The following is a 20,237-nucleotide window of genomic DNA, read 5'->3' as shown; positions in this document are numbered from 1 at the left end:
CTGAATCCGTCTGGCTCTGCTCTGGTTACGTGAGCCTGGGTCCCGGCCTTCGCCGGGATGACGGTGTAGTGGGACGGCCGGTCTGTCGCTAAAGCGTAATCACCCTTCGGCGATCTCGTAATCGAACGTGTAGTAGTGCTTGCCTTCGACGATGTCGATCTGCATCCGTCCGCGCAGGCCTTCCAGCTCGCCCGTGGCCGAGTCCGGCACCACCGTCAGCGACAGGGTCGGTGCGCCGCGATCGAGCGTGCCGTTGTGTTGGGTGAGGAACGCGCCGCGCAGGCCGTCGAGCGTGCCGTCGATGCGCTCCACCGCCACGTAGGCCGCCGAGCCATCGACCTGCGTGCCGACCGCGAGCATGTGCACGATGCCGGTCGCATCCAGCGCACCATGGAACTGCTTGTCGAAGCGGAAGTGGCCGGCCACCGCGCCGCCGCCCAGATCGAACCCGCCTTCCGGGTTGCGCTTCACGTCGAACTCGCCCTTGACCTGTGCCATCGCCGTCGCTCCATGAGTAGAACGCGCATCGTCCCGCAGGCGCGCGGCGGTTGCCAGTGCAACCGTTGTGCGCCACGGCGCATTTGCTAGGCTGCCGCATTCGGCGCGACGCCTCCGTCGGCCGCCCTCACGGATCCGAACTCATGCGCATTCTGCTTGCACGTCACGGCGAAACGCCCTGGAACGCCGAAGGCCGCTACCAGGGGCAGGAAGACATTCCGCTGTCTGACGTCGGCATCGGGCAGGCGCGCGCGCTGGGCGAGCGCTTGCGCGACGTGCAGATCACGCGTGCCGTGGCCTCGCCGCTGGGTCGTGCGCGGCAGACGGCGGAATTCGCGTTGGGCGATCGCGATCTCCCGCTCACGCTCGATCCGGGCCTGATGGAAATCGCGCACGGCACGTGGGAAGGCCTGCTCGCCACCGAGATCCGCGAACGCGATCCCGAGCGCCTGCAGGCCTGGCGCGACACGCCGCACGAAGTGCTGATGCCCGAAGGCGAATCGCTCCAGCACGTGTTCGACCGCGCCTGGCCCGCCTTCGCGCGCGCCGCCGAGGGCCTTGGCCCGAGCGACACGCTGCTGGTCGTCGCGCACGACGCGGTGAACCGCGTGCTGCTGTGCCACGTCCTTGGCATTCCGTTCGCGAAGCTGTGGACGTTCCGCCAGGCGCCCACGACCATCAACCTGCTGGAAGGCCCCGACGTAGACCACCTCGACGTGGTGCGCCTGAATGATTGCAGCCACCACACGGCGTTCTTCGGCGAAGCGGTGCACCGGGCGCTGTGATGCGTCTTCCAGCGTCGATTGTTCCGGTGCTCGAAGCGGTCGGGCGGTCGCCCGGCACCGCACGCGGTTTGCCGCTGGAATTCTGGCGACATGACGACCATCGCACCTGGATCGACGCCTTCATGGAACTTGCCGCGCAGTTGCAGCAGTCGGATCTGGCCGAGGATGAGTTGCCGCGCGGCTATGGACTGATCGCGCATCTGTTCGACTGGGAAGCGCAGTGCCAATACAGCGGCTGGCACGCGTTTTCAAATCGGGAAGCGGAAGTGGGCCGCATCATCCAGGCCTACGAAGCTGTCGGGCTCGACGGCGAGGCGGCGGCGCTGGGTCGAGCTCTCACCGTGTGGCGCGACTCCGGGGGCGATCACGACGCAACGAGCGCGGCCTATCGCGAGCTCGCGCATCCCTGCAGCGTGGATCTGGACCGCCTGGAATACCTCGCCGCTCATTTCGTCGACCACGCGGACGCACTGTTGTACGAACGGGACGCCTGACGCCTCAGCGGCGGGCTCGAAAAGACCCCGGCCCGCGCGGCAACCGCGATAATGCGCGGATGACCCGCACGCTCCCCGACTGGCTCCAGTACATCGAACGCATCCACCCCCGCTCCATCGACATGGGGCTCGACCGCATCCGCGTGGTCGCGCAGTCGCTGGGGCTGGGCAAGCCGGGCAGGGCGGTGATCACGGTCGGCGGCACGAACGGCAAGGGTTCGACGGTCGCCTTCATCGAGTCGATCGCGCGCGCGGCCGGCTGGAAGGTCGGCGCGTACACATCGCCGCACCTGCTGTCCTACAACGAGCGCGTTCGCATCGACGGCGCCGACGCGTCCGACGACGCGCTGATCGAGGCTTTCGAGGCGATCGAAGCCGCGCGCGGCGACACGCAACTGACGTACTTCGAGTACGGCACGCTCGCCGCGCTGTGGTTGTTCGAGCGCGCGGGGCTCGACCTGGCGATCCTGGAAGTCGGCCTGGGCGGGCGCCTCGACGCAACGAACCTGATCGATGCCGACGTCGCGATCATCACCACGGTGGACCTGGACCACCAGGAGTACCTCGGCGACGACCGCGAGCAGATCGGCGCGGAAAAGGTCGGCATCGCGCGCGCATGGAAGCCGCTGGTGCTGGGCGACGACGATCCGCCCTCGAGCGTGCTCGGTCACGCCTACCGCATCGGCGCGCCGACGTGGCGCATCTCGAACGATTTCTTCTTCAAGGCTCTCCCGTCGTCGCTGGACGCCGACGGCAACGCGTTGCCCGCGCGCTGGCAATGGCGCGAGATCGGCAAGCGCCTGGAACTGCCCGCGCCGCAGCTGGCCGCGCCGGTGCAGCTGCGCAACGCGGCAGTCGCCATCGCCGCGCTGCGTGCGCTGAAGGAACTGCCCAGACCGCTGCCGCGACAGGCGTATTCGGAAGGCATCGCGAACGCGCGTGTCGGCGGCCGGTTGCAGCGGTTCGAACGCGATGGCGTGGAGATCGTCGTCGACGTCGGCCACAACCCACAGGCGGCCCGCGCGCTCGCCGACTGGATTCGCGCCTCGCCCGCGCGTGGGCGCGTGATCGCCGTCTACGCCGCGCTGTCCGACAAGGACGCCGTCGGCGTGGTCGAGGCGATGGCGGCGGTGGTCGACCGCTGGCACCTGGCCGGGCTGCTCGAGGCCGGCCCGCGCGGCGGGGACGTGGACGCGCTCGCGGCGCGTCTGTCCGGCACCGCAGCGGCGGACGGCACGCGGCACGCGGACGTCGCACAGGCGCTGCAGGCCGCCCTTGCGGAAGCGAAGGCGGGCGACCGCGTGCTGGTGTTCGGCTCGTTCCACACCGCGGCGAGCGCGCTGGAGTCGCTCGCCCGCGACTGAACGTGACCGGCATCGAACCGGCCATGACGGATCGCGAGGGTATAATTCGCACGGCGATCCGCCTGCGGTAAACGAGAACCGATGGAACCTGCCCTGAAACAGCGCGTCATCGGTGCGGTCGTGTTGATCGCACTGGCGGTGATCTTCCTGCCGATGCTGATCAAGGGGCCGGCCCCCGAAAGCGGGGCGTCCAATGTCCCGCTCGAACTCCCCAAGGCGCCGGAAGGCGACTTCGAAACCCGCGAACTTCCCCTCGTGAGCCCTGGCCAGGCGCCCAGCGGCGGCGCGGTCGGCATGAACGCCGGCCCCGCGTCCGGCGGCGACGCCGACACGCTCCCGACCGTCGACACCACCGCGACCACGCCGACGGCGTCCGTACAGGGCCCGATGCCGGCCGCGACCGGCGGCGGCAACTTCGCCGTCAGCTTTGGCAGCTACGCGAGCACCGCCGACGCCGATCGCGTCGTGAAGGCGCTGCAGGGCGCGCAGCTGATCGCCTACCAGGAACCCGTGCCGGGCAACGGCCGCACGCTGCACCGCGTGCGCATCGGCCCGTTCGCCACGCAGGCCGAGGCCGAGGCCGCACGCCTCCAGTCCGCACGCGTGCGCAGCGACGTCGGCGCCAAGGTCGTCGTGCTCGACGCCGAATCGGCCGAGCCCGTCGCCAGTGCCTCGCAGCCGGCCCCGACGCCGGGCTCGTCCGTCTCGGCCCCGGTGCCGCTGGCCGAATCGCGCCCCGCTCCGGCCACCGCCGCGCCGCTCTCGCCGGAACCGGCCAAGCCGGCCGCGGCGAAACCCGCCGCCCCGGTCGAGAAGCCGGTCGCCAAGGTCGAAAAGCCCGTCGAGAAGCCCGCGACCCCCGCACCGCAGCCTGCGACCCGCACCAGCGCCCCGGCCGCGTCCGGCACGGGCTTCGCGGTGCAGCTGGGCGCCTTTGGCAGCGCGGCCGAGGCCGACAAGCTGCGCGATCGCGCGCGCGGCGCCGGCTTCAGCGCCTTCGTCGAACAGGTCCGCACCGACAAGGGCGTCCTGAACCGCGTTCGCGTCGGTCCGGTCGCCAGCCGCGACCAAGCCGACCAGCTGAAGGCGCAGGTCGCAGCGAAACTGGGCGTGAGCGGCATTGTCCGCCCGCATCCCTGACCCCATCTGGGCCTTGGATTAGCGCATGGGCGCGATCGACTGGGTCCTGCTGGCGGTGGTCGTGGTATCGGCGCTGTTCGGGCTGATGCGCGGCTTCGTCGGCGTGCTGGCTTCGCTGATCGCCTGGCTGCTGGCCGGGTGGGCGGCGTTCCACTTCGGCGGCGACGTCGGCCTGATGCTCTCCGGCGATGGTGAGATCGGCGCCGGCGAGCTCTTCGGCGGCTACGCGCTGTGCTTCATCGGCGTGCTGGTGGTGGTCGGCCTGGTCGGCTGGCTGGTGCGCAAGCTGGTGCAGTCGGTCGGCCTGTCCGGGCTCGATCGCATGCTCGGCCTGGTGCTCGGCGTGGCGCGCGGTGCGTTCGTCGCCTGCGTGCTGGTGCTGCTGGCCGGATTGACGGCAATGCCGCGCGAGCCGGAATGGCAGCGCTCGCAGGTGGTGCCGGTGTTCGTGCCGGGCGCACAGTGGATGCGCGCGTGGTTGCCCGAGTGGGCCGCCGAGCACGTCGACCTCGACGGTCGCGTGCCGACGGAACATCCGGAACTTCCGCCGGCGTCGCCGGACGCCACGCCGGCGCTGCCGGCACCGGTGAGCGAGGCCTGACGGCCATCGCGATCAGGCGGGCCTTGCGCCCGCGGCAACACACAACTTCACAGCAGGACTCATCACCATGTGCGGCATTCTCGGTATCGTCGGCCACAACGACGTCGCGGCGCAGCTCTACGACGGCCTGACGGTGCTGCAGCATCGCGGCCAGGACGCGGCCGGTATCGCGACGGCGAACGGCAGCAAGCTGCGCGTGCACAAGGGCAACGGCCTGGTCAGCGACGTGTTCGACGAAGGCGCGATGTCGCTGCTGGAAGGCCGCGTCGGCATCGCGCATTGCCGCTATCCCACCGCGGGCAGCGAAGGCTCCGACGAAGCGCAGCCGTTCTACGTGAACTCGCCGTTCGGCATCGCGCTCGCGCACAACGGCAACCTGATCAACACCGACGCGCTTCGCAACGAGGTGTTCGAACAGGACCGCCGCAACGTCAACACCGAATCCGATTCGGAAGTGCTGCTCAACGTCTTCGCGCATGAGCTCGACACGCAGAAGGCACTGACCCCCGACGCCGCGTTCCGCGCGATCGAGGGCGTGAACCGCCGCTGCGTCGGCGGATTCGCGGTGGTGGCGACCGTGCTGGGCCTGGGGCTGGTGGCGTTCCGCGATCCCAACGGCATCCGCCCGCTGGTGCTGGGCAAGCGCAACAGCGGTGGGCAGGACGAATACGCCGTCGCGTCCGAATCCGTCGCGCTGGATCTGCTCGGCTTCGAGCGCGTGCGCGACGTGCGCCCGGGCGAAGGCATCGTCGTCACGCCGCGCGGCGAGCTGTTCACGCGCCAGTGCGCCGAACCGCGCCAGCACACGCCGTGCATCTTCGAATACGTGTACTTCGCGCGCCCGGACTCGATGATGGACGAGGTCTCGGTGCACAAGGCGCGCATGCGCATGGGCCAGAAGCTCGGCGAGAAGATCCTGCGCCTGCGTCCGGACCACGACATCGACACTGTCATTCCGATTCCCGACACCTCGCGCGATGCGGCGCTGGAAATCGCGAACGTCATCGGCGTGAAGTATCGCGAGGGGTTCATCAAGAACCGCTACGTCGGCCGCACCTTCATCATGCCGGGGCAGGGCGAGCGCGCGAAGTCCGTGCGCCGCAAGCTCAATCCGATCCCGCTGGAATTCCGCAACCGCGTCGTGCTGCTGGTCGACGACTCCATCGTGCGCGGCACGACGTCGAAGCAGATCGTGCAGATGGCGCGCGATGCCGGTGCGCGCAAGGTGTATCTCGCCTCCGCCGCGCCCGCCGTGCGCTATCCGAACGTGTACGGCATCGACATGCCGTCGGCCGAGGAGCTCGTCGCGCACGGCCGCACGGACGAGGAAGTCGAGAAGCTCCTCGGCGCCGACTGGCTGATCTACCAGGACCTGTCGGACCTGGAGGAAGCCGTGTCGGGCCCGAAGCAGCGCATCAACGACTTCGATTCGTCGTGCTTCAACGGCGAATACGTCACCGGCATCGAGCCGGGTTATTTCGAGCGCATCCAGCAGCTGCGTTCGGACGAAGCGAAGAAGACGCGGAGGGCGTGACGTGCGCGAACTGCAGAAGGCGCTGATTCCCGACGACGAGAACGGCGACGTGCTGCGTCGCATGCTCGACGACGGCGACGACCTGACGCTCGCGCGGCCGATCGACTTCTTCCACGTTTTCGCGGAAGAGTCGGACGCGCAGGACTTCTTCGCCGCCGCAGCGGCGCGGCCGGAGCTCGCGGTCGAAGGTCCGGATTTCGACGACGACGACGGCATCTGGGAAGTCACGGCGACGCGCGTGATGGCGCCGGAGCACAAGGCGATCACCGCGCTGGAAGCCGAACTGACCGAACTGGCGGCGCAATATCGCGGCTATCCGGACGGCTGGGGCTGCGATCCGGCCACGACCGCGCACTGACGTGTCCGCTTCGCTGTTCGACGCCGCGCGTGCCTGCCTCGACGCAGTCACGCCGGAGGCGAAGATCGCGGCTACCTTCGCTGCCGCCGAGGCGTTTTCGCGCGGCGAACTGACGATTCCCGACGACGCGCCAGCGCCGGAAGCGATCCGCATGCCGGGACGTCCGGAACGTCCGCTGCTCGTGCATCCACGCGACCTGCCGCGACGCGGCTTCGGCAGCAACGAGGGACGCGCCGCGTTCATCCACGCGATCGCGCACATCGAATTCAACGCGATCGATCTGGCGTGGGACGCCGCGTACCGGTTTCGCGGGATGCCGCGCGAGTTCTACGCCGACTGGGTAAGCGTCGCGAACGATGAGGCGCGGCACTTCAACCTGCTGCGCGCGCGCCTGCGCGAGTTCGGCCATGACTACGGCGATTTCGACGCGCACAACGGCCTGTGGGAAATGGCCGAGAAGACCGCGCACGACGGCCTCGCGCGCATGGCGCTGGTGCCGCGCGTGCTGGAAGCGCGCGGGCTCGATGTCACGCCTGGGATGATCGTGAAGCTGCGCGCGATGGGCGACGAAGCGACGGTCGCGATCCTGGAGACCATCCTGCGCGAGGAAGTGGCGCACGTGGCCGCCGGTTCGCGCTGGTACCGCTGGTATTGCGAGCGCGCCGGCGTGGATCCCGTGCCACGCTTCCGCGAACTGCTGGCCGAGTACGCACGCGCCGTGCTGTACGGCCCGTTCAACCACGAGGCGCGCAGCGCGGCGGGATTCGGGCCGGAGGAGCTGGAGGCGCTGGAAAAGCTGGCGGGTTAAGCAGCCGCTGACCAACCCGTCATGCCGGCGAAAGCCGGGACCTAGGCCGTCAAACGTTCAGACGCGCGTCATTCCAGAGCGAAAGCTGGAATCCATTGGTCCGGATCTTGTTGCACGAACATCGCAGTGCTGTGCGGCAATGCAAGCTCGATGCTCCTGCTTCGTTGCCCCTCACCCCAACCCCTCTCCCGCAGGGAGAGGGGCTTCACGGCATCGACAACCCACACAACTCGAACCCCTTGCGCGTCACGCGCAGCACCGAGCCGTGGTCGTACCAGTCGCCAAGCACGATGCGCTCGCACGGGCGGCCTTCGACCATGAGTTCATGCACGGCCGGGCGGTGCGTGTGGCCGTGCACGATGCGCTCGATACCGTAGCGGCCGAACGTGCTGTCCACCGTCTGCGGCGACACATCGGTGATCGTTTCCATCGTGCCCTGCTGCTTCAGGCCGCTCTGGTGCGCACGGCTCGCCGCGCGGGCCTGCTGTGCGAACGCGATGCGCGCCGGCAGCGGCTGGGCGAGGAACTGCGCCTGCCACTTCGGATCGCGCGTCTGCGCGCGGAACTGCTGGTAGGCCACATCGTCGGTGCACAGCGTGTCGCCGTGCATGATCAACGTGGGTTCGCCGTAGAGCATCACCACCGACGGATCGGGCAGGATGCGCATGCCGGCGCGACGGGCGAAGTCCTCGCCGACCAGGAAATCGCGGTTGCCGCGGATGAAGTACACCGGCACGCCCGAAGCGTGCAGCGCGTGCAGCTCGCTCGCCACGAACGCGCCCGTTTCGGACGGATCGTCATCGCCCACCCACGCTTCGAACAGGTCGCCCAGGATGTACAGCGCGTCCGCGTGGCGCGCCTCGGCGCGGATGAACTGGCCGAACAGTTCGGTGATCCGGGGACGCTCGGCGTCGAGATGGAGGTCGGAGATGAAAAGGGTCGCCATGGGGGGATTCTAGGGCCTTGCGCGCCGGATCCGGCCGCATCGCGCCCGCTCCGGTAAAATCGCCGGTTTCCGCCGTTCCGAGTCGCCCGCATGAGCTGCCGCACCCGTTTCGCCCCCAGTCCCACCGGCTACCTGCACATCGGCGGCGCCCGCACGGCGCTGTACTGCTGGCTGGAGGCGCGCCGTCGCGACGGCGAGTTCGTCCTGCGCATCGAGGACACCGATCGCGAACGCAGCACGCAGGCGGCCATCGACGCGATCCTGCAGGCGATGGAGTGGCTCGGGCTGTCCTACGACGAAGGCCCGATTTACCAGACGCAGCGCCTGGAGCGTTACCGCGCGGTCGCCGAGCAGATGGTCGCCGCCGGCACCGCGTACTACGCCTACGAGACGAAGGAAGAGCTGGAAGCCATGCGCGAGAAGGCCATGGCCGCCGGCGACAAGCCGCGCTACAACGGCGCGTACCGCGATCGCAACGAAGGCTATCGCGACGATCCCAACCGCGTGATCCGTTTCAAGAACCCCGTCGACGGCGTGGTGAGCTGGGACGACAAGGTCAAGGGCACGATCGAGTTCGCCAACAGCGAGCTGGACGACCTGGTGATCTTCCGCTCCGACGGTTACCCGACCTACAACTTCGCCGTGGTCGTCGACGACCTGGACATGGGCATCACCGACGTCGTGCGCGGCGACGACCACGTCAACAACACGCCGCGGCAGATCAACATCTACCGCGCGCTCGGTGCCACCGTGCCGCATTTCGCGCACCTGCCGATGATCCTGGACCCGGAAGGCGCCAAGCTTTCCAAGCGTACCGGCGCGGCCGACGTCATGCAGTACCGCGAGATGGGTTACCTGCCGCACGCGCTGCTGAACTACCTCGTGCGCCTGGGCTGGTCGCATGGCGACCAGGAGATCTTCTCCATCGCGCAGATGACCGAGCTGTTCGACCTGAAGGACGTGAACGCCAAGGCCTCGCGCATGGATCCGGCGAAGCTCGGCTGGCTCAACCAGCAATACCTGAAGAACGACGATCCGAACGACGTCGCCAAGCACTTGGAATGGCACCTGCACGCGCAGGGCCTCGACACGGCGAAGGGCCCGGCGCCGGCCGACATCGTGATCGCGCTTCGCGACCGCGTGCAGACGCTCAAGGAAATGGCCGAGCGCGCGGCCGTCTGGTTTGGCCCGCTCACGCAGTACGACGACGCGGCGGTCGCCAAGCACCTGACCGCCGCCGCCCGTGCGCCGCTGGCCGATGCGCGCGAGCGCCTTGCCGCGCTGCCGCAGTGGAGCGCCGATGCGGTCTCGCAGGCGCTGCACGCCACCGCCGAGGCGCTGGGCATCGGCATGGGCAAGGTGGCGCAGCCGATGCGCGTGGCGATCACCGGCACGCAGGTATCGCCGGACATCTCGCACACCGTGTACCTGGCGGGGCAGGCCGAGGCGCTGGCGCGCATCGACGCGGCCCTTGCAAAAGTGCCGGCCGGCGCCTAAATCCTGAGTATCCCGACACGGGCCGCGCCATGAGCCACGACCACGCCTGCACCGACCCGACGCACCACGTGCACGATGGCGACGCCTTCGTGCTCGAGGTCGAGCGTGCGTGCGAAGCGCGCGGCCTGCGCCTGACGCCGATCCGCGCCCACGCGCTGCGCCTGATCGCCGACGCCGGCCGCCCGGTAAAGGCGTACGAACTGCTCGACCAGATGAAGGCCACGCACGACGCCGCGGCGCCGCCGACGGTGTATCGCGCGCTGGATTTCCTGCTCGAACACGGCTTCATCCACAAGCTCGCGTCGATCAACGCCTTCGTCGGCTGCCATCATCCGGGTTCCGCGCAGCACGCCGTGCCGTTCCTCATCTGCGACCGCTGCCAGTCCGCGACGGAGCTGGAGGACGAGCGCATCGTCGACACGCTCGACCGTCGCGCGCGCGAGCTCGGATTCACCCCGCAGGCGCAGACGCTGGAAGTGCACGGCGTCTGCGCGGCCTGCGCCAGGGCCGACGCGGCCTGATGCTCTGCGCCGCGACGGCCTGGCCGCGGCGCTTCGAACCTAGAGATACGTGCGCGTGAACAGTTTCAGTTCACGCGCCTCGATTCCGGCTTCGCGTCGCGTGGCGACGAAATAGTCCAGCAGCTCCGCACGCGTGGATGCAGGAATGTCGAGCGTCTGCTCGGTCGAGGTGCGCGGTGCTTCATCTCCTGCTGCGACCCGGGAGCCCGGCCGCGGACTGCCCGTGGATCCAACGAGTGCGCCCTTGAAGCGCAGCAAACCTGTCGTCGATTGCGCATGCGCGGACTGGCCCGCGGCCAGCAACGCCGCGGCGATGGAAAGCGAAATGACGGCTCTCATCTTCGAATCCCCTGAAGCGCGGCACAGTGCCGCAGCCGCATTCTGCGAAAAAGTCTCAGTCGATAGAACGCGGAAAGACTGAGAAAAAATCGCATTGCTTCAGATATTCGCGAGTGATAAGCGGCGCGCCGCTCAGATCACCCGACGCTGGGCCGCCGTCGCTTCATCGCCGGTGTTCGGCGTTCCGGTGGGCTCGATCAGCATCAGGTGCGCCTCGTCGATCGCCACCGGGCGATGCTCCACGCCGCGCGGAACGACGAACAGCTCGCCCGGGCCGAGTTCGACCGCGCCGTCGCGCAGTTCGATGCGGATGCGCCCGTGCAGCACGAGGAACAGGTCGTCGCTGTCGGCGTGCGAATGCCACACGAATTCGCCCTTCACCTTCACCACCATGATGTCGTGGCCGTTGAAGGTGGCCACCGTGCGCGGCTGCCAGTGCTCGTCGAACGTGGCGAGTTTCGCGGCCAGGTTGATCGGAACGTGCGTCGTCATGTCGGCTGCGCCTGCGGTCGTGCGCGAACCGGCGTCGGCGCGGATTCGCGGATGGGAAGGTTGGCGGCGGCGGCGATGAGCGCCAGCGCCATGTCGGCGTACCACATCCAGCTGTAGTCGCCGAAGCGCTCCAGCACCAGGCCGCCGACCCACGCGCCAAAGAAGCCGCCGAGCTGGTGCGAGAGCAGGGTGAGGCCGAACAGCGTGCCGAGATAGCGCGGCCCGAAGAGTTTGCCGACAAGACCAGCCGTCGGCGGCACCGTCGCGAGCCAGGTCAGGCCCAGCGCTGCGGAGAACAGGAAGAACGTCAGCGGCGTGGGCGGCGAGATGAGGTAGATCGCGATCAGCACCGCGCGGCTCGCGTACATCGCCGCAAGCAGGTACTTCATGCGGAAGCGCTGCCCGAGCCAGCCGGCGCCCAGGCTGCCGGCGACGTTGAACAGGCCGATCAGCGCCAGCGACACGGCCGACACGCTCGCAGGCAAGCCGCACAGCGCGATCTCGCCCGGCAGGTGCGTCACGAGGAACGCGATGTGCACCCCGCAGGTGAAAAAGCCCAGGTGCAGCATCCAGTAGCTGCGATCGCGCACGGCGATGCTCAGTTGCTCGCGCAGGCCGATACCGGGTGCCGTGCTTGTCGGCGTCGCATTCGTAGCCGTCTGCGGGGTGGCCGCCGCGCGTCGACGCAGCGGCCAGGCGAGCGGCAGTGTCGCCAGCGCAGAGGCGGCGAGGGTGAACATCGCCACGCCCCATCCGGCGACGCTGATCACCGCCTGCACCAGCGGAGCGAACAGGAACTGGCCGAACGATCCGCCCGCGTTGATCACGCCCGCGGCCATCGAGCGCTTTTCGGCCGGCATGTGCTGCGCGGTGGCGCCGATGAGGATCGAGAAACTGCCCGCGCCGGCGCCCGCCGCGCTCAGCACGCCGAGCGTCAGCAGCACGCCCCATTCGGACGCGAGCGCCGGCGCCAGCGCCATGCCGGCCGCGAGCAGCAGTCCGCCGAAGACGAGCACGCGTCCGGGCCCGCGCTGGTCGGCAATCGCGCCGAACACCGGCTGCACGGCGCCCCAGACGAACTGCCCGATCGCCAGCGCGAAGCTGATCTGCGCGACGGTGAGGCCGGTGCTCTGGCCGATCGGCGCGACGAACAGGCCCATCGACTGCCGGACGCCCATGGTGATCATCAGCATCGCCGTGGCGGCGAGCACCAGCGGCCAGTAGCGCGTCGCGGGATGGGGCGCGTCGGCGGAAAGCGGGGTGGTCATTCCAGTTCCATCCGCGCCATTGCGCGATCGAGGTGGGTGTGCAGCGCATTCACGCCGGCGGCGCCCAGACGCGCGTCGATCTCGTCCTGCGCCTTGCGCCACAGCGGCTGCGCGCGTGCGAGCACGCGCCTGCCCGCGGGTTTGACGCGCACGAGCTTCGCGCGCGCGTCGTCTTCGCTGCTGGCCAGTTCGATCCAGCCCGCGGCGGCGAGGGGCTTGAGGTCGCGGCTGAGCGTCGTGCGGTCCATGCCTATTTCGCGCGCCAGGGCCCCCACCGTCTGCGGCGTGCGCGCGGCGCGACGCAGGATCGAATACTGGTTGAGATTAAGGCCGGACGCGGCGAGTTCGCGGTCGTAGCGCTGCGTGACCAGGCGCGAAAGCTTGCGCAACCGGAAGCAGGTGCAAAGGCTGGCGGGGAGGGCGGTGTCGGGCATAAGCGTGTATATACACCTATTTCAGGAAAAGAAAAGCGCCGCGGGTGAGGCGGCGCTTTCCGGTTGGCCGGAGCCCGATTCAGCGTGTCAGAAGAACGCGCGCACCCCGAAGGCCACGCCGCGGCCCGGCAGCGGTGCGACGTCCTTTAGGAAGGACGTGTGCACCCGGGCTTCTTCGTCCAGCAGGTTGCTGCCGTCGAGGAACACTTCCCACGCGTTGCCGTGGGCCGTGTCCTGGTGCCATGCGACGTGCCCGTCGACGAGCGTGTAGCCCGGAGTCGGGGTTTCGTACGTGGCGACATCGTCCTGCTTCGCGTACCGCGTCGCACCGAGCGAGGCGCGCCAGTTGCCGAGTTCCCAGCTCACTTCGCCACCGACGCGGTGCGGCGCGATGCGCGGCAGGTTGCCGCCGCGCGCGAGTTCTGCCGTGTAGTCGTGCGAGTGATCGCCATGCGGCACCGCGAAGGCGACTTCGCGCGTACCGCTGCCGGTGAGTTCGGCGCGCACCATGTCGCCGAACACGCGCAGGTTCCACAGGCCGCTGTCGTTGTCGGCAAAGTTCCAGTTCACTTCCGCCTCGGCGCCGTTGAAGCGCGCGTCGTCCTGCGTCCACAGGCGCACGGGATTTCCGTCCTCGACCACGCCGGTGTCGGCCAGGTAGATGAAGTCGTCGTATTTCACGTGGTAGATCGATGCGCTCGCCTTGAACGGACCGCCGTGCCAGTGCAGGCCGATTTCCGCACGATTGGCGGTTTCCTCGTCCATCAGCGGCGAGCCGAGTTCGACGCTGCTGGTCGCCACGTGCACGCCGTTGGAATACAGCTCTTCCGCCGTCGGCGCGCGCTGCGCGCGGTCCAGGCCGAAGGAGAGGTGGTAGGCCTCGTTGATGTCCCACTTGAACGCCGCCGACAGGCTGGTGGTGTGGAAATCGCGATCGGGACCAATCGCTTCGGCTTCGTTGACGTCGATCTTGTTGCGATCCACGCGCGCGCCGACTTCGGTCTTCACCGGGCCGAAGTCGCGCTGCCCCAGCCAGAACAGGCCGGCGTCATTGCCCTTCGACGCCGGCACGAAGGCCTCCTCGCCGATCGCCTCGAAATCGCGCTTGCCCCACTGCACGCCGACCGCGCCATCCCAGCCGAACAGCGGCTTGTGCACGAGTTCCACGCGCGCCTCGGTGCTGGTGTTGTCGAAGACGGTGCCGGTTTCCTCACCCTCGTATTCGGTGTGCGTGTATTCGGTGCGCGCGACCTTCGCACGCAGCGACTTGAACGCGCCGAAATCGTCGAGCCCGCCGCGCACCTCGTAGCGATGCTGCGTCATGCCGATGGTGACGGGGCCTTCTTCTTCGTGCGCTTCTTCCTCTTCGCCTTCATGCGCGTGGTCGTCGCCGTGCTCGTGGGCGCCGGCGGGCACGCCGTAGCGCGTGTCGAACAGGCTCGCGCCCACGCCGAGGAAGCCGCGATCGCCGATCCAGCTCACGCCCAGTGCGCCGCTGTCGGTGCGAACGAAGCTGTTGGGCAGCGTGCCTTTGGTGGCCGGATCCGGCGTTTCGCCTTCCTCTTCCATCAGGCGACGGCTTTCGGAATAGCCGGGGATGTCGTAGTCGCCGGTCTCGCGATGCAGCGCGTCGGCGTGGAAGACGAAGTTGCCCGACGCGGACGTGCCGTCCATGCGGAACATGCCGGTGCGCTCGTCGTTGACGGTGTTGCCGCGCAGTTCGGCGCGGCCCTGCAGGGGTTCGTCGGTGACCGCTTCGGGGATGCGGCCGTCGATGACGTTCACCGCGCCGCCGATCGCGCCGCTGCCGTAGAGCAGGGTGGCCGGGCCCTTGAGCACCTCGATCTGGTCGGCCAGGAACGGCTCGATGCTGACCGCATGGTCGACGCTGACGGTGGAGACGTCGCCCGAACCCAAGCCGTCGCTCAGGACCTGCACGCGCGCGCCGTCGAAACCACGGACGATCGGCCGACCGACGCCGGGACCGAAGTAGGACGACTGCACGCCGGGAAGTTTCCCAACGGTCTCGCCCAGGGAGTTCGACTTGACCCGATCGAGCTTCTCGCCGGCGAGGACGTCGACCGGACGGACAAGGTCCTCGGCGGTGCCGACCAGCGGGGTCGCCTTCACTTCGACGCCGCTCAAGTCCTTGGGCTGGTGGTCATGGCCCTGGTCGTCGGCCTGCGCGGCCAGGGGGAGGGCCGCGGCGAGGGCGAGGACGAGCGGGAGGCGGCGATTCAGCAGGCGCTTTGACATCGGTGGGGGTAAAGTAGGTGGCTGAAGTTGCGTAATGTTATATTATAACGAAGTCGCATCGACCACCCTCCCGAAAGTCATGCCCCCCATTCGTCCCCGCAGCCTGCTCGATCGCATCGGTGCCACCGGCTCGTTGCTGTGCGCGATCCACTGCGCGCTGCTTCCGCTGGTGATCGCCGTGCTGCCGTCGCTGGGCGTCGCCGCGTGGCTGGGCTCGGGCTTCGAAGAGGGCTTCGTGTTGTTCGCCACCGCGCTCGGGTTGTTCAGCGTGGCCCGGGGCTACCGGCGCCACCACGCCGTGCAGGCGCTTTCGCTGATGGTTCCGGGCCTGGCCATCCTGTGGTTCGGCGTGCTGTACCAGCCGCTGCACCAGAGCGTGATCCCGCATGCGCTCGCGATGACCTTCGGCGGCACGCTCGTCGGCCTGGCGCACCTGGCGAACCTGCGGCTGAACCATCTGCACGTGCACGACGCCTCCTGCGCGCATTAGCGCGTCGATCGGATGCTGCGCATCCGATCGATCCCGAAACTTGCTGCGCAAGTTCGCGGGCCAGAGGCGATCCGCTCTTCCGATCTCCGCCCTGCCGGGCGCCCCCTTACCAAGGGGGCTTGAGCCCAGAAGGCTAGAGGGCCCGGCGCCCGTGCTAGACTTCGCGACCTCGCGCGAACGCGATCTACGTAACCCCGCACCCCGGTGCGGATCTGAACAGTTTCAGGAGCACATCATGGGCAAGGGCGACCGCAAGACTGCCAAGGGCAAGCGTTACAACTCCAGCTACGGCAACGCCCGCAGCAAGGCCACGACCAAGGCCGCCGGCACTGCCGCTGCCCCGGTCGCGAAGAAGGCGACCAAGACCGTGGCCAAGGCCCCGGCCGCCAAGAAGGTCGCGGTGAAGAAGGCCGCTTCCAAGGAGTAAGCGCCCCGGCGCCCGCTCCGGACCTCGGGTCCGAAAGCAGAAAGCCCCGCCTTGGCGGGGCTTTTGTTTTTCTGCGAAATGAGAAGGGCGATCAGCGCCTGGCCGCCTTCTCCACTTCGCCCCAGACGCGCAGCAGGTTGCCGCCCAGGATCTTGCGGATGTCCGCGTCCGAATGGCCCCGCTTCTGCAGGCCTTCGACCAGGTTCGGATAGTCGGCGACCGAGCGCAGCCCCACCGGGAGGTTGCCGCTCACGCCATCGAAGTCCGACCCGATGCCGACGTGGTCCACGCCGAGCAGCTTTACCGCGTAGTCGATCTGGTCCAGCACCGCGTCGATGTGCACCACCGGCACCGGATGCGCGTCCTTCCACGCCTTCTCGAATTCGTCCTTGGACTTCTGCGGCTTGCCGGCGGCGGCGAGCTTCGCGTTCTCCTCCTCGAGCGCGGCCTCCGCGGCGAAGTAGGCCTGCATGTCGGACGCGGCCTTCGCGCTGACGAAGCCCGTGCCGAACACCAGCTGCACCACGCCGCCTTCCTTCGCCACCGCCAGCGCCAGCTCGTCGCTGATGTTGCGTTCGAAGCCCGGCGTGAAATGGCGCATGCCCGAATGGCTGGCGATCACCGGCACGTCGGTGATGCGCAGCACGTCGCGGATGGCGTCGTCGGAAATATGCGACACGTCGACCATGATGCCCAGACGGTTCATTTCGGCGACGACCTGCTCGCCGAACGGGCTCAGGCCGCCCCACTTCTTCTTCTGCGCGTAGGACGAATCGGCGATGCGGTTGTTCGCGCTGTGGGCGAGGGTGATGTAGCGCACGCCGCGCGCGTGGAAACCCGCGAGCTTCGACAGGTCGTCGCCGATCGGCGCGCCGTTTTCCATGCCCGGCGTCAGCAGCACGCGGCCGCCCTTGCGCAGCTTCTCGACGTCGCCGGGCGAACGCAGGATCGCGAACTTGTCCGGATGGCGGCCGACCATCGCTTCGACCGCGTCGATCTGCGTGTTCGCCGTCTGCCACGCGGTGCCGGCGGCGTCCTCTTCGGGCGAGGTGTAGATCGACATGAACGCCACGCCCAGGCCGCCTTCGCGCGCGCGCGGGTAGTCGAACTCCTTCGTCGGCGCGGACACACCCAGGTCGTCCCAGTGCGACAGCAGTTCGCTGGGCGCGTCGATATGCGTGTCTACGACGATCGCGTCCTGCGCGAGTTTGCGCGCCGCGTCGGTCGCGGCGGATGCGGAGGTGGCGGCCATCGACAGCGACAGGCCCAGAACGGCGTAACGCAAGCGCATGTTTTCTCCCCGGTTGTATTCGTCGAATCGGATCAGGTAACGCGATGGCCGCCGGCGTGCACGGACTGCGCGAGGCGACCGCCCAGCCAGTAACACAGTTCGGCCGGATGCTGGATGTTCCACAGCACGAAGTCGGCGCGGGCGCCCACGCGCAGCACGCCGCGATCGTGCAGGCCCAGTGCGCGTGCGGCGTTCACCGTCGCGCCGCGCAGCGCCTCTTCGGGCGAGAGCCGGAAATGCGTGCACGCCAGCTGCATCGCATGGCGCAGCGATTGCAGCGGCGACGTGCCGGGATTGCAGTCGGTCGCCACGGCCATCGGCACGCCGTGCGCGCGGAACGCCTCCAGCGGCGGCAACGCGGTTTCGCGCAGCACGTGGAAAGCGCCCGGCAACAGCACCGCGACGGTGCCGGCCTGCGCCATCGCGCGCACGCTGTCCTCGCTGGTGTGTTCGACATGGTCGGCTGAGAGTCCGTCGAACGCCGCCGCGAGCGCGCCGCCACCCAGGTCGCTGAGCTGGTCGGCGTGCAGCTTCACCGGAAGGCCGAGCGCACGCGCGGCTTCGAACATCCGTCGCGTCTGCTCCGGCGTGAAGCCGATGCCTTCGCAGAACGCGTCGACCGCATCGACGAGCCCCTCGGCGTGCAGCTTCGGCAACCATTCGATCGCCGCGTCGATGTAGTCGTCGGCGCGGCCGGCGTATTCCGGCGGCAGCGCGTGCGCGGCGAGGTAGGTCGTGCGCACGCCGATGCCGAGCTGTTCCAGCCGGCGCGCGACGCGCAGCATCTTGCGTTCGTTGTCGAAGTCCAGCCCGTAGCCGGACTTGATCTCCACCGTGGTCGCACCGTCGCTGATCAGCGCATGCGCGCGCGGCAGCGACTGGCGCAGCAGTTCGCCTTCGTCCGCGGCGCGCGTGGCGCGCACGGTCGACAGGATGCCGCCGCCGGAACGCGCGATGTCCTCGTAGCTCGCGCCGAGCAGGCGCAGCTCGAACTCGCGCGCGCGATCGCCGGCGAAGACCAGGTGCGTGTGGCAGTCGACCAGGCCGGGCGTGATCCAGCCCTTGGCCTCGATCACTTCGCGCGCCAGGCGCTGGGGCGCGTCGGGCAGGCCCGAGCGTGGACCGACGTAGGCCAGCGCTCCGTCCTTCCACGCCAGCGCGCCGTCGAGGATGTCCGCGTAACCGGCGGGCGCATCGAGCGTGGCGAGCGAAGCGCCGAGGATCAGTCCGTCCCAGGCCGTATGCGCGTTGGAGGTCATGGGGGTCGATTCTAGCGGCCTGTCCGGTCCCTGCGGGGCCATCGCCACGACCGTCCATGCGGGCGACAATGCCGGCATGAAGACCCTCGACGCCGAGATGCTCTGGACTCCCGACGGCTGGCATTCCGACGCCGGCTTCGACATCGACGACCATGGGCGCATCCGCGCGCGGGCGGTTGCCGAGCCGACCGCCAGCGCCAGCTGGATCGTGCCCGGCGTGGCGAACCTGCATTCGCATGCGTTCCAGCGCGCCATGGCCGGGCTGGCGGAACGCCAGACCAACCCGTCGGACTCCTTCTGGACCTGGCGCGAAACCATGTACCGCTTCGCCGCGCGCTTCACGCCCGACCTGCTGCGGGCGGTGGCAACGCAGCTCTACGCGGAGATGCTCGAAGCCGGCTTCACGACGGTGTGCGAGTTCCATTACCTGCACCACGCGCCCGATGGCCGCCCGTACGACGATCCGGCGGCGATGTCGCGCGCGCTGATAGCCGCCGCGCGCGATGCCGGCATCCGCCTCACGCTGCTACCGGTGCTGTACATGACCGGCGGTTTCGACGGACGCGCGCTGGGCGAACGCCAGCGCCGCTTCGGCCACGACGTCGATGCCTACCTGCGCCTGATCGACACGCTCTGCGAGGACGCCGATCCGATGCTGCACGTCGGCTGCGCGCTGCACAGCCTGCGCGCCGTGCCGCCGGACGCGATGCGGGCCGTGCTCGATGCGCTGCCGCCGTCGATGCCGGTGCACATCCACATCGCCGAGCAGGTCGGCGAAGTGCAGGACAGCCTCGCGCTGCGCAACGCGCGCCCGGTGGAATGGCTGCTCGACAACGCGAATGTCGACGCGCGCTGGACGCTGGTGCACGCCACGCACCTCACGCCGGCTGAATCGCAGGGCATCGCGCGCAGCGGCGCGACGGTGGCGATCTGTCCGACGACCGAAGCCAACCTCGGCGACGGCCTGTTCCCGCTGCGCGAATACCTCGATGCCGGCGGTCGATGGGGCATCGGTTCGGATTCGCACATCTCCGTGTCGCCGGTGGAGGAACTGCGCTGGCTCGAATACGGCCAGCGGTTGTTCACGCGCCATCGCAACATCGCCGTGCGGCCGCACTCGCCGAGCGTCGGCGAAACGCTGCTGCACGACGTTTCGCAGAGCGCGCGTTTCTCCAGCGGGCACGCGATCGGCACGTTCGCGACAGGCGAATACGCCGATGCCGTGGTGCTCGACACGGATGCGCCGGCGCTGTTCGGCCTGACGCAAGACGATGCGATCGATCGCTGGATCTTCAGCGGGAACCGGCCGCTGGTGCGCGACGTGTACGTCGGCGGGCGGCGCGTGGTGGAGAACGGCCACCATCTGCAACGCACCGCGATCTCGCAGCGTTATCGCGAGGCGATGGTCGCGCTGATGCGCGAATAGCGCACAGTC

General features: G+C 68.8%; 22 protein-coding genes. 13 read left to right on the top strand and 9 right to left on the bottom strand.

Annotation, left to right across the window (positions count from 1 at the left end; all coding sequences use genetic code 11):
- Positions 1-99: 99 nt before the first annotated feature.
- Positions 100-498: a DUF3224 domain-containing protein gene (locus tag DX912_RS03170; protein WP_115840971.1), complete on the bottom strand. Its 399-nt coding sequence runs from the start codon at positions 496-498 to the stop codon at positions 100-102.
- A 143-nt stretch (positions 499-641) separates the two neighbouring features.
- On the opposite strand from DX912_RS03170, the gene DX912_RS03165 reads away from it, so the two are divergent.
- From DX912_RS03165 to DX912_RS03130, 8 genes are all read left to right on the top strand, one after another.
- Positions 642-1,283, top strand: a complete 642-nt coding sequence (locus tag DX912_RS03165) for a histidine phosphatase family protein (protein ID WP_115840970.1) — start codon at positions 642-644, stop codon at positions 1,281-1,283.
- A 26-nt stretch (positions 1,284-1,309) separates the two neighbouring features.
- Positions 1,310-1,777, top strand: a complete 468-nt coding sequence (locus DX912_RS03160) for a hypothetical protein (RefSeq protein ID WP_115840969.1) — start codon at positions 1,310-1,312, stop codon at positions 1,775-1,777.
- A 59-nt stretch (positions 1,778-1,836) separates the two neighbouring features.
- Positions 1,837-3,141 carry a bifunctional tetrahydrofolate synthase/dihydrofolate synthase gene (gene folC, locus DX912_RS03155; RefSeq protein ID WP_115840968.1) on the top strand — a complete coding sequence of 435 codons (1,305 nt, stop codon included), beginning with the start codon at positions 1,837-1,839 and terminating at the stop codon, positions 3,139-3,141.
- Positions 3,142-3,222: 81 nt separating this feature from the next.
- Positions 3,223-4,281, top strand: a complete 1,059-nt coding sequence (locus DX912_RS03150; protein WP_115840967.1) for an SPOR domain-containing protein — start codon at positions 3,223-3,225, stop codon at positions 4,279-4,281.
- Between the two features lie 25 nt (positions 4,282-4,306).
- Positions 4,307-4,882 (top strand): CvpA family protein, encoded by a 576-nt coding sequence (locus DX912_RS03145; RefSeq protein ID WP_115840966.1) that lies wholly within the window; start codon positions 4,307-4,309, stop codon positions 4,880-4,882.
- 67 nt (positions 4,883-4,949) lie between these two features.
- Positions 4,950-6,416: an amidophosphoribosyltransferase gene (gene purF / locus DX912_RS03140; protein ID WP_115840965.1), complete on the top strand. Its 1,467-nt coding sequence runs from the start codon at positions 4,950-4,952 to the stop codon at positions 6,414-6,416.
- Between the two features lies 1 nt (position 6,417).
- Positions 6,418-6,774 (top strand): ribonuclease E inhibitor RraB, encoded by a 357-nt coding sequence (locus tag DX912_RS03135; protein ID WP_115840964.1) that lies wholly within the window; start codon positions 6,418-6,420, stop codon positions 6,772-6,774.
- Positions 6,752-7,582: a ferritin-like domain-containing protein gene (locus tag DX912_RS03130; protein ID WP_425477895.1), complete on the top strand. Its 831-nt coding sequence runs from the start codon at positions 6,752-6,754 to the stop codon at positions 7,580-7,582. The genes DX912_RS03135 and DX912_RS03130 overlap by 23 nt, the downstream gene beginning before the upstream one ends.
- Before the next feature lie 205 nt (positions 7,583-7,787).
- On the opposite strand, the gene lpxH is transcribed toward DX912_RS03130, so the two are convergent.
- Positions 7,788-8,528 (bottom strand): UDP-2,3-diacylglucosamine diphosphatase, encoded by a 741-nt coding sequence (gene lpxH, locus DX912_RS03125; RefSeq protein WP_115840962.1) that lies wholly within the window; start codon positions 8,526-8,528, stop codon positions 7,788-7,790.
- A 90-nt stretch (positions 8,529-8,618) separates the two neighbouring features.
- On the opposite strand from lpxH, the gene gltX reads away from it, so the two are divergent.
- Together gltX and DX912_RS03115 are read left to right on the top strand one after the other, a co-directional pair.
- Positions 8,619-10,025, top strand: a complete 1,407-nt coding sequence (gltX, locus tag DX912_RS03120; RefSeq protein WP_115840961.1) for a glutamate--tRNA ligase — start codon at positions 8,619-8,621, stop codon at positions 10,023-10,025.
- Positions 10,026-10,054: 29 nt separating this feature from the next.
- Complete coding sequence (locus DX912_RS03115; protein WP_115840960.1) at positions 10,055-10,546, top strand: transcriptional repressor; 492 nt, start codon at positions 10,055-10,057, stop codon at positions 10,544-10,546.
- 39 nt (positions 10,547-10,585) lie between these two features.
- On the opposite strand, the gene DX912_RS03110 is transcribed toward DX912_RS03115, so the two are convergent.
- The 5 genes from DX912_RS03110 to DX912_RS03090 form a co-directional block, all read right to left on the bottom strand.
- Entirely contained in the window at positions 10,586-10,885 is a 300-nt protein-coding gene (locus DX912_RS03110) for a hypothetical protein (RefSeq protein WP_115840959.1), read from the bottom strand.
- 132 nt (positions 10,886-11,017) lie between these two features.
- Positions 11,018-11,377 carry a cupin domain-containing protein gene (locus DX912_RS03105; RefSeq protein ID WP_115840958.1) on the bottom strand — a complete coding sequence of 120 codons (360 nt, stop codon included), beginning with the start codon at positions 11,375-11,377 and terminating at the stop codon, positions 11,018-11,020.
- Complete coding sequence (locus DX912_RS03100; RefSeq protein WP_115840957.1) at positions 11,374-12,645, bottom strand: MFS transporter; 1,272 nt, start codon at positions 12,643-12,645, stop codon at positions 11,374-11,376. The genes DX912_RS03105 and DX912_RS03100 overlap by 4 nt, the downstream gene beginning before the upstream one ends.
- On the bottom strand, positions 12,642-13,079 hold the full coding sequence (locus DX912_RS03095) for a MarR family winged helix-turn-helix transcriptional regulator (RefSeq protein WP_115840956.1): 438 nt from the start codon (positions 13,077-13,079) through the stop codon (positions 12,642-12,644). The genes DX912_RS03100 and DX912_RS03095 overlap by 4 nt, the downstream gene beginning before the upstream one ends.
- 87 nt (positions 13,080-13,166) lie before the next feature.
- A complete protein-coding gene (locus tag DX912_RS03090; protein ID WP_115840955.1) occupies positions 13,167-15,335 on the bottom strand; it encodes a TonB-dependent receptor in 2,169 nt (722 codons plus the stop codon).
- A gap of 79 nt (positions 15,336-15,414) precedes the next feature.
- Here DX912_RS03090 and DX912_RS03085 point away from each other — a divergent pair, with 79 nt between their 5' ends.
- On the top strand, positions 15,415-15,825 hold the full coding sequence (locus tag DX912_RS03085; protein ID WP_115840954.1) for a MerC domain-containing protein: 411 nt from the start codon (positions 15,415-15,417) through the stop codon (positions 15,823-15,825).
- Positions 15,826-16,060: 235 nt separating this feature from the next.
- Positions 16,061-16,252 carry a 30S ribosomal protein THX gene (locus DX912_RS03080; RefSeq protein WP_115840953.1) on the top strand — a complete coding sequence of 64 codons (192 nt, stop codon included), beginning with the start codon at positions 16,061-16,063 and terminating at the stop codon, positions 16,250-16,252.
- 91 nt (positions 16,253-16,343) lie between these two features.
- Here the strand turns inward: DX912_RS03080 and DX912_RS03075 are convergent, their stop codons facing one another.
- Complete coding sequence (locus tag DX912_RS03075) at positions 16,344-17,543, bottom strand: dipeptidase (protein ID WP_115840952.1); 1,200 nt, start codon at positions 17,541-17,543, stop codon at positions 16,344-16,346.
- Positions 17,544-17,575: 32 nt separating this feature from the next.
- Positions 17,576-18,802: an imidazolonepropionase gene (gene hutI / locus DX912_RS03070; RefSeq protein ID WP_115840951.1), complete on the bottom strand. Its 1,227-nt coding sequence runs from the start codon at positions 18,800-18,802 to the stop codon at positions 17,576-17,578.
- Positions 18,803-18,878: 76 nt separating this feature from the next.
- On the opposite strand from hutI, the gene DX912_RS03065 reads away from it, so the two are divergent.
- On the top strand, positions 18,879-20,228 hold the full coding sequence (locus DX912_RS03065; RefSeq protein ID WP_115840950.1) for a formimidoylglutamate deiminase: 1,350 nt from the start codon (positions 18,879-18,881) through the stop codon (positions 20,226-20,228).
- Positions 20,229-20,237 lie beyond the last annotated feature (9 nt).

This window comes from Lysobacter soli, from assembly GCF_003382285.1.
GTDB classification, from domain to species: Bacteria; Pseudomonadota; Gammaproteobacteria; order Xanthomonadales; family Xanthomonadaceae; genus Lysobacter_J; species Lysobacter_J soli.
Note: the sequence above shows the minus strand (reverse complement) of the source record. Positions and strands in the feature narration are given on the sequence as shown.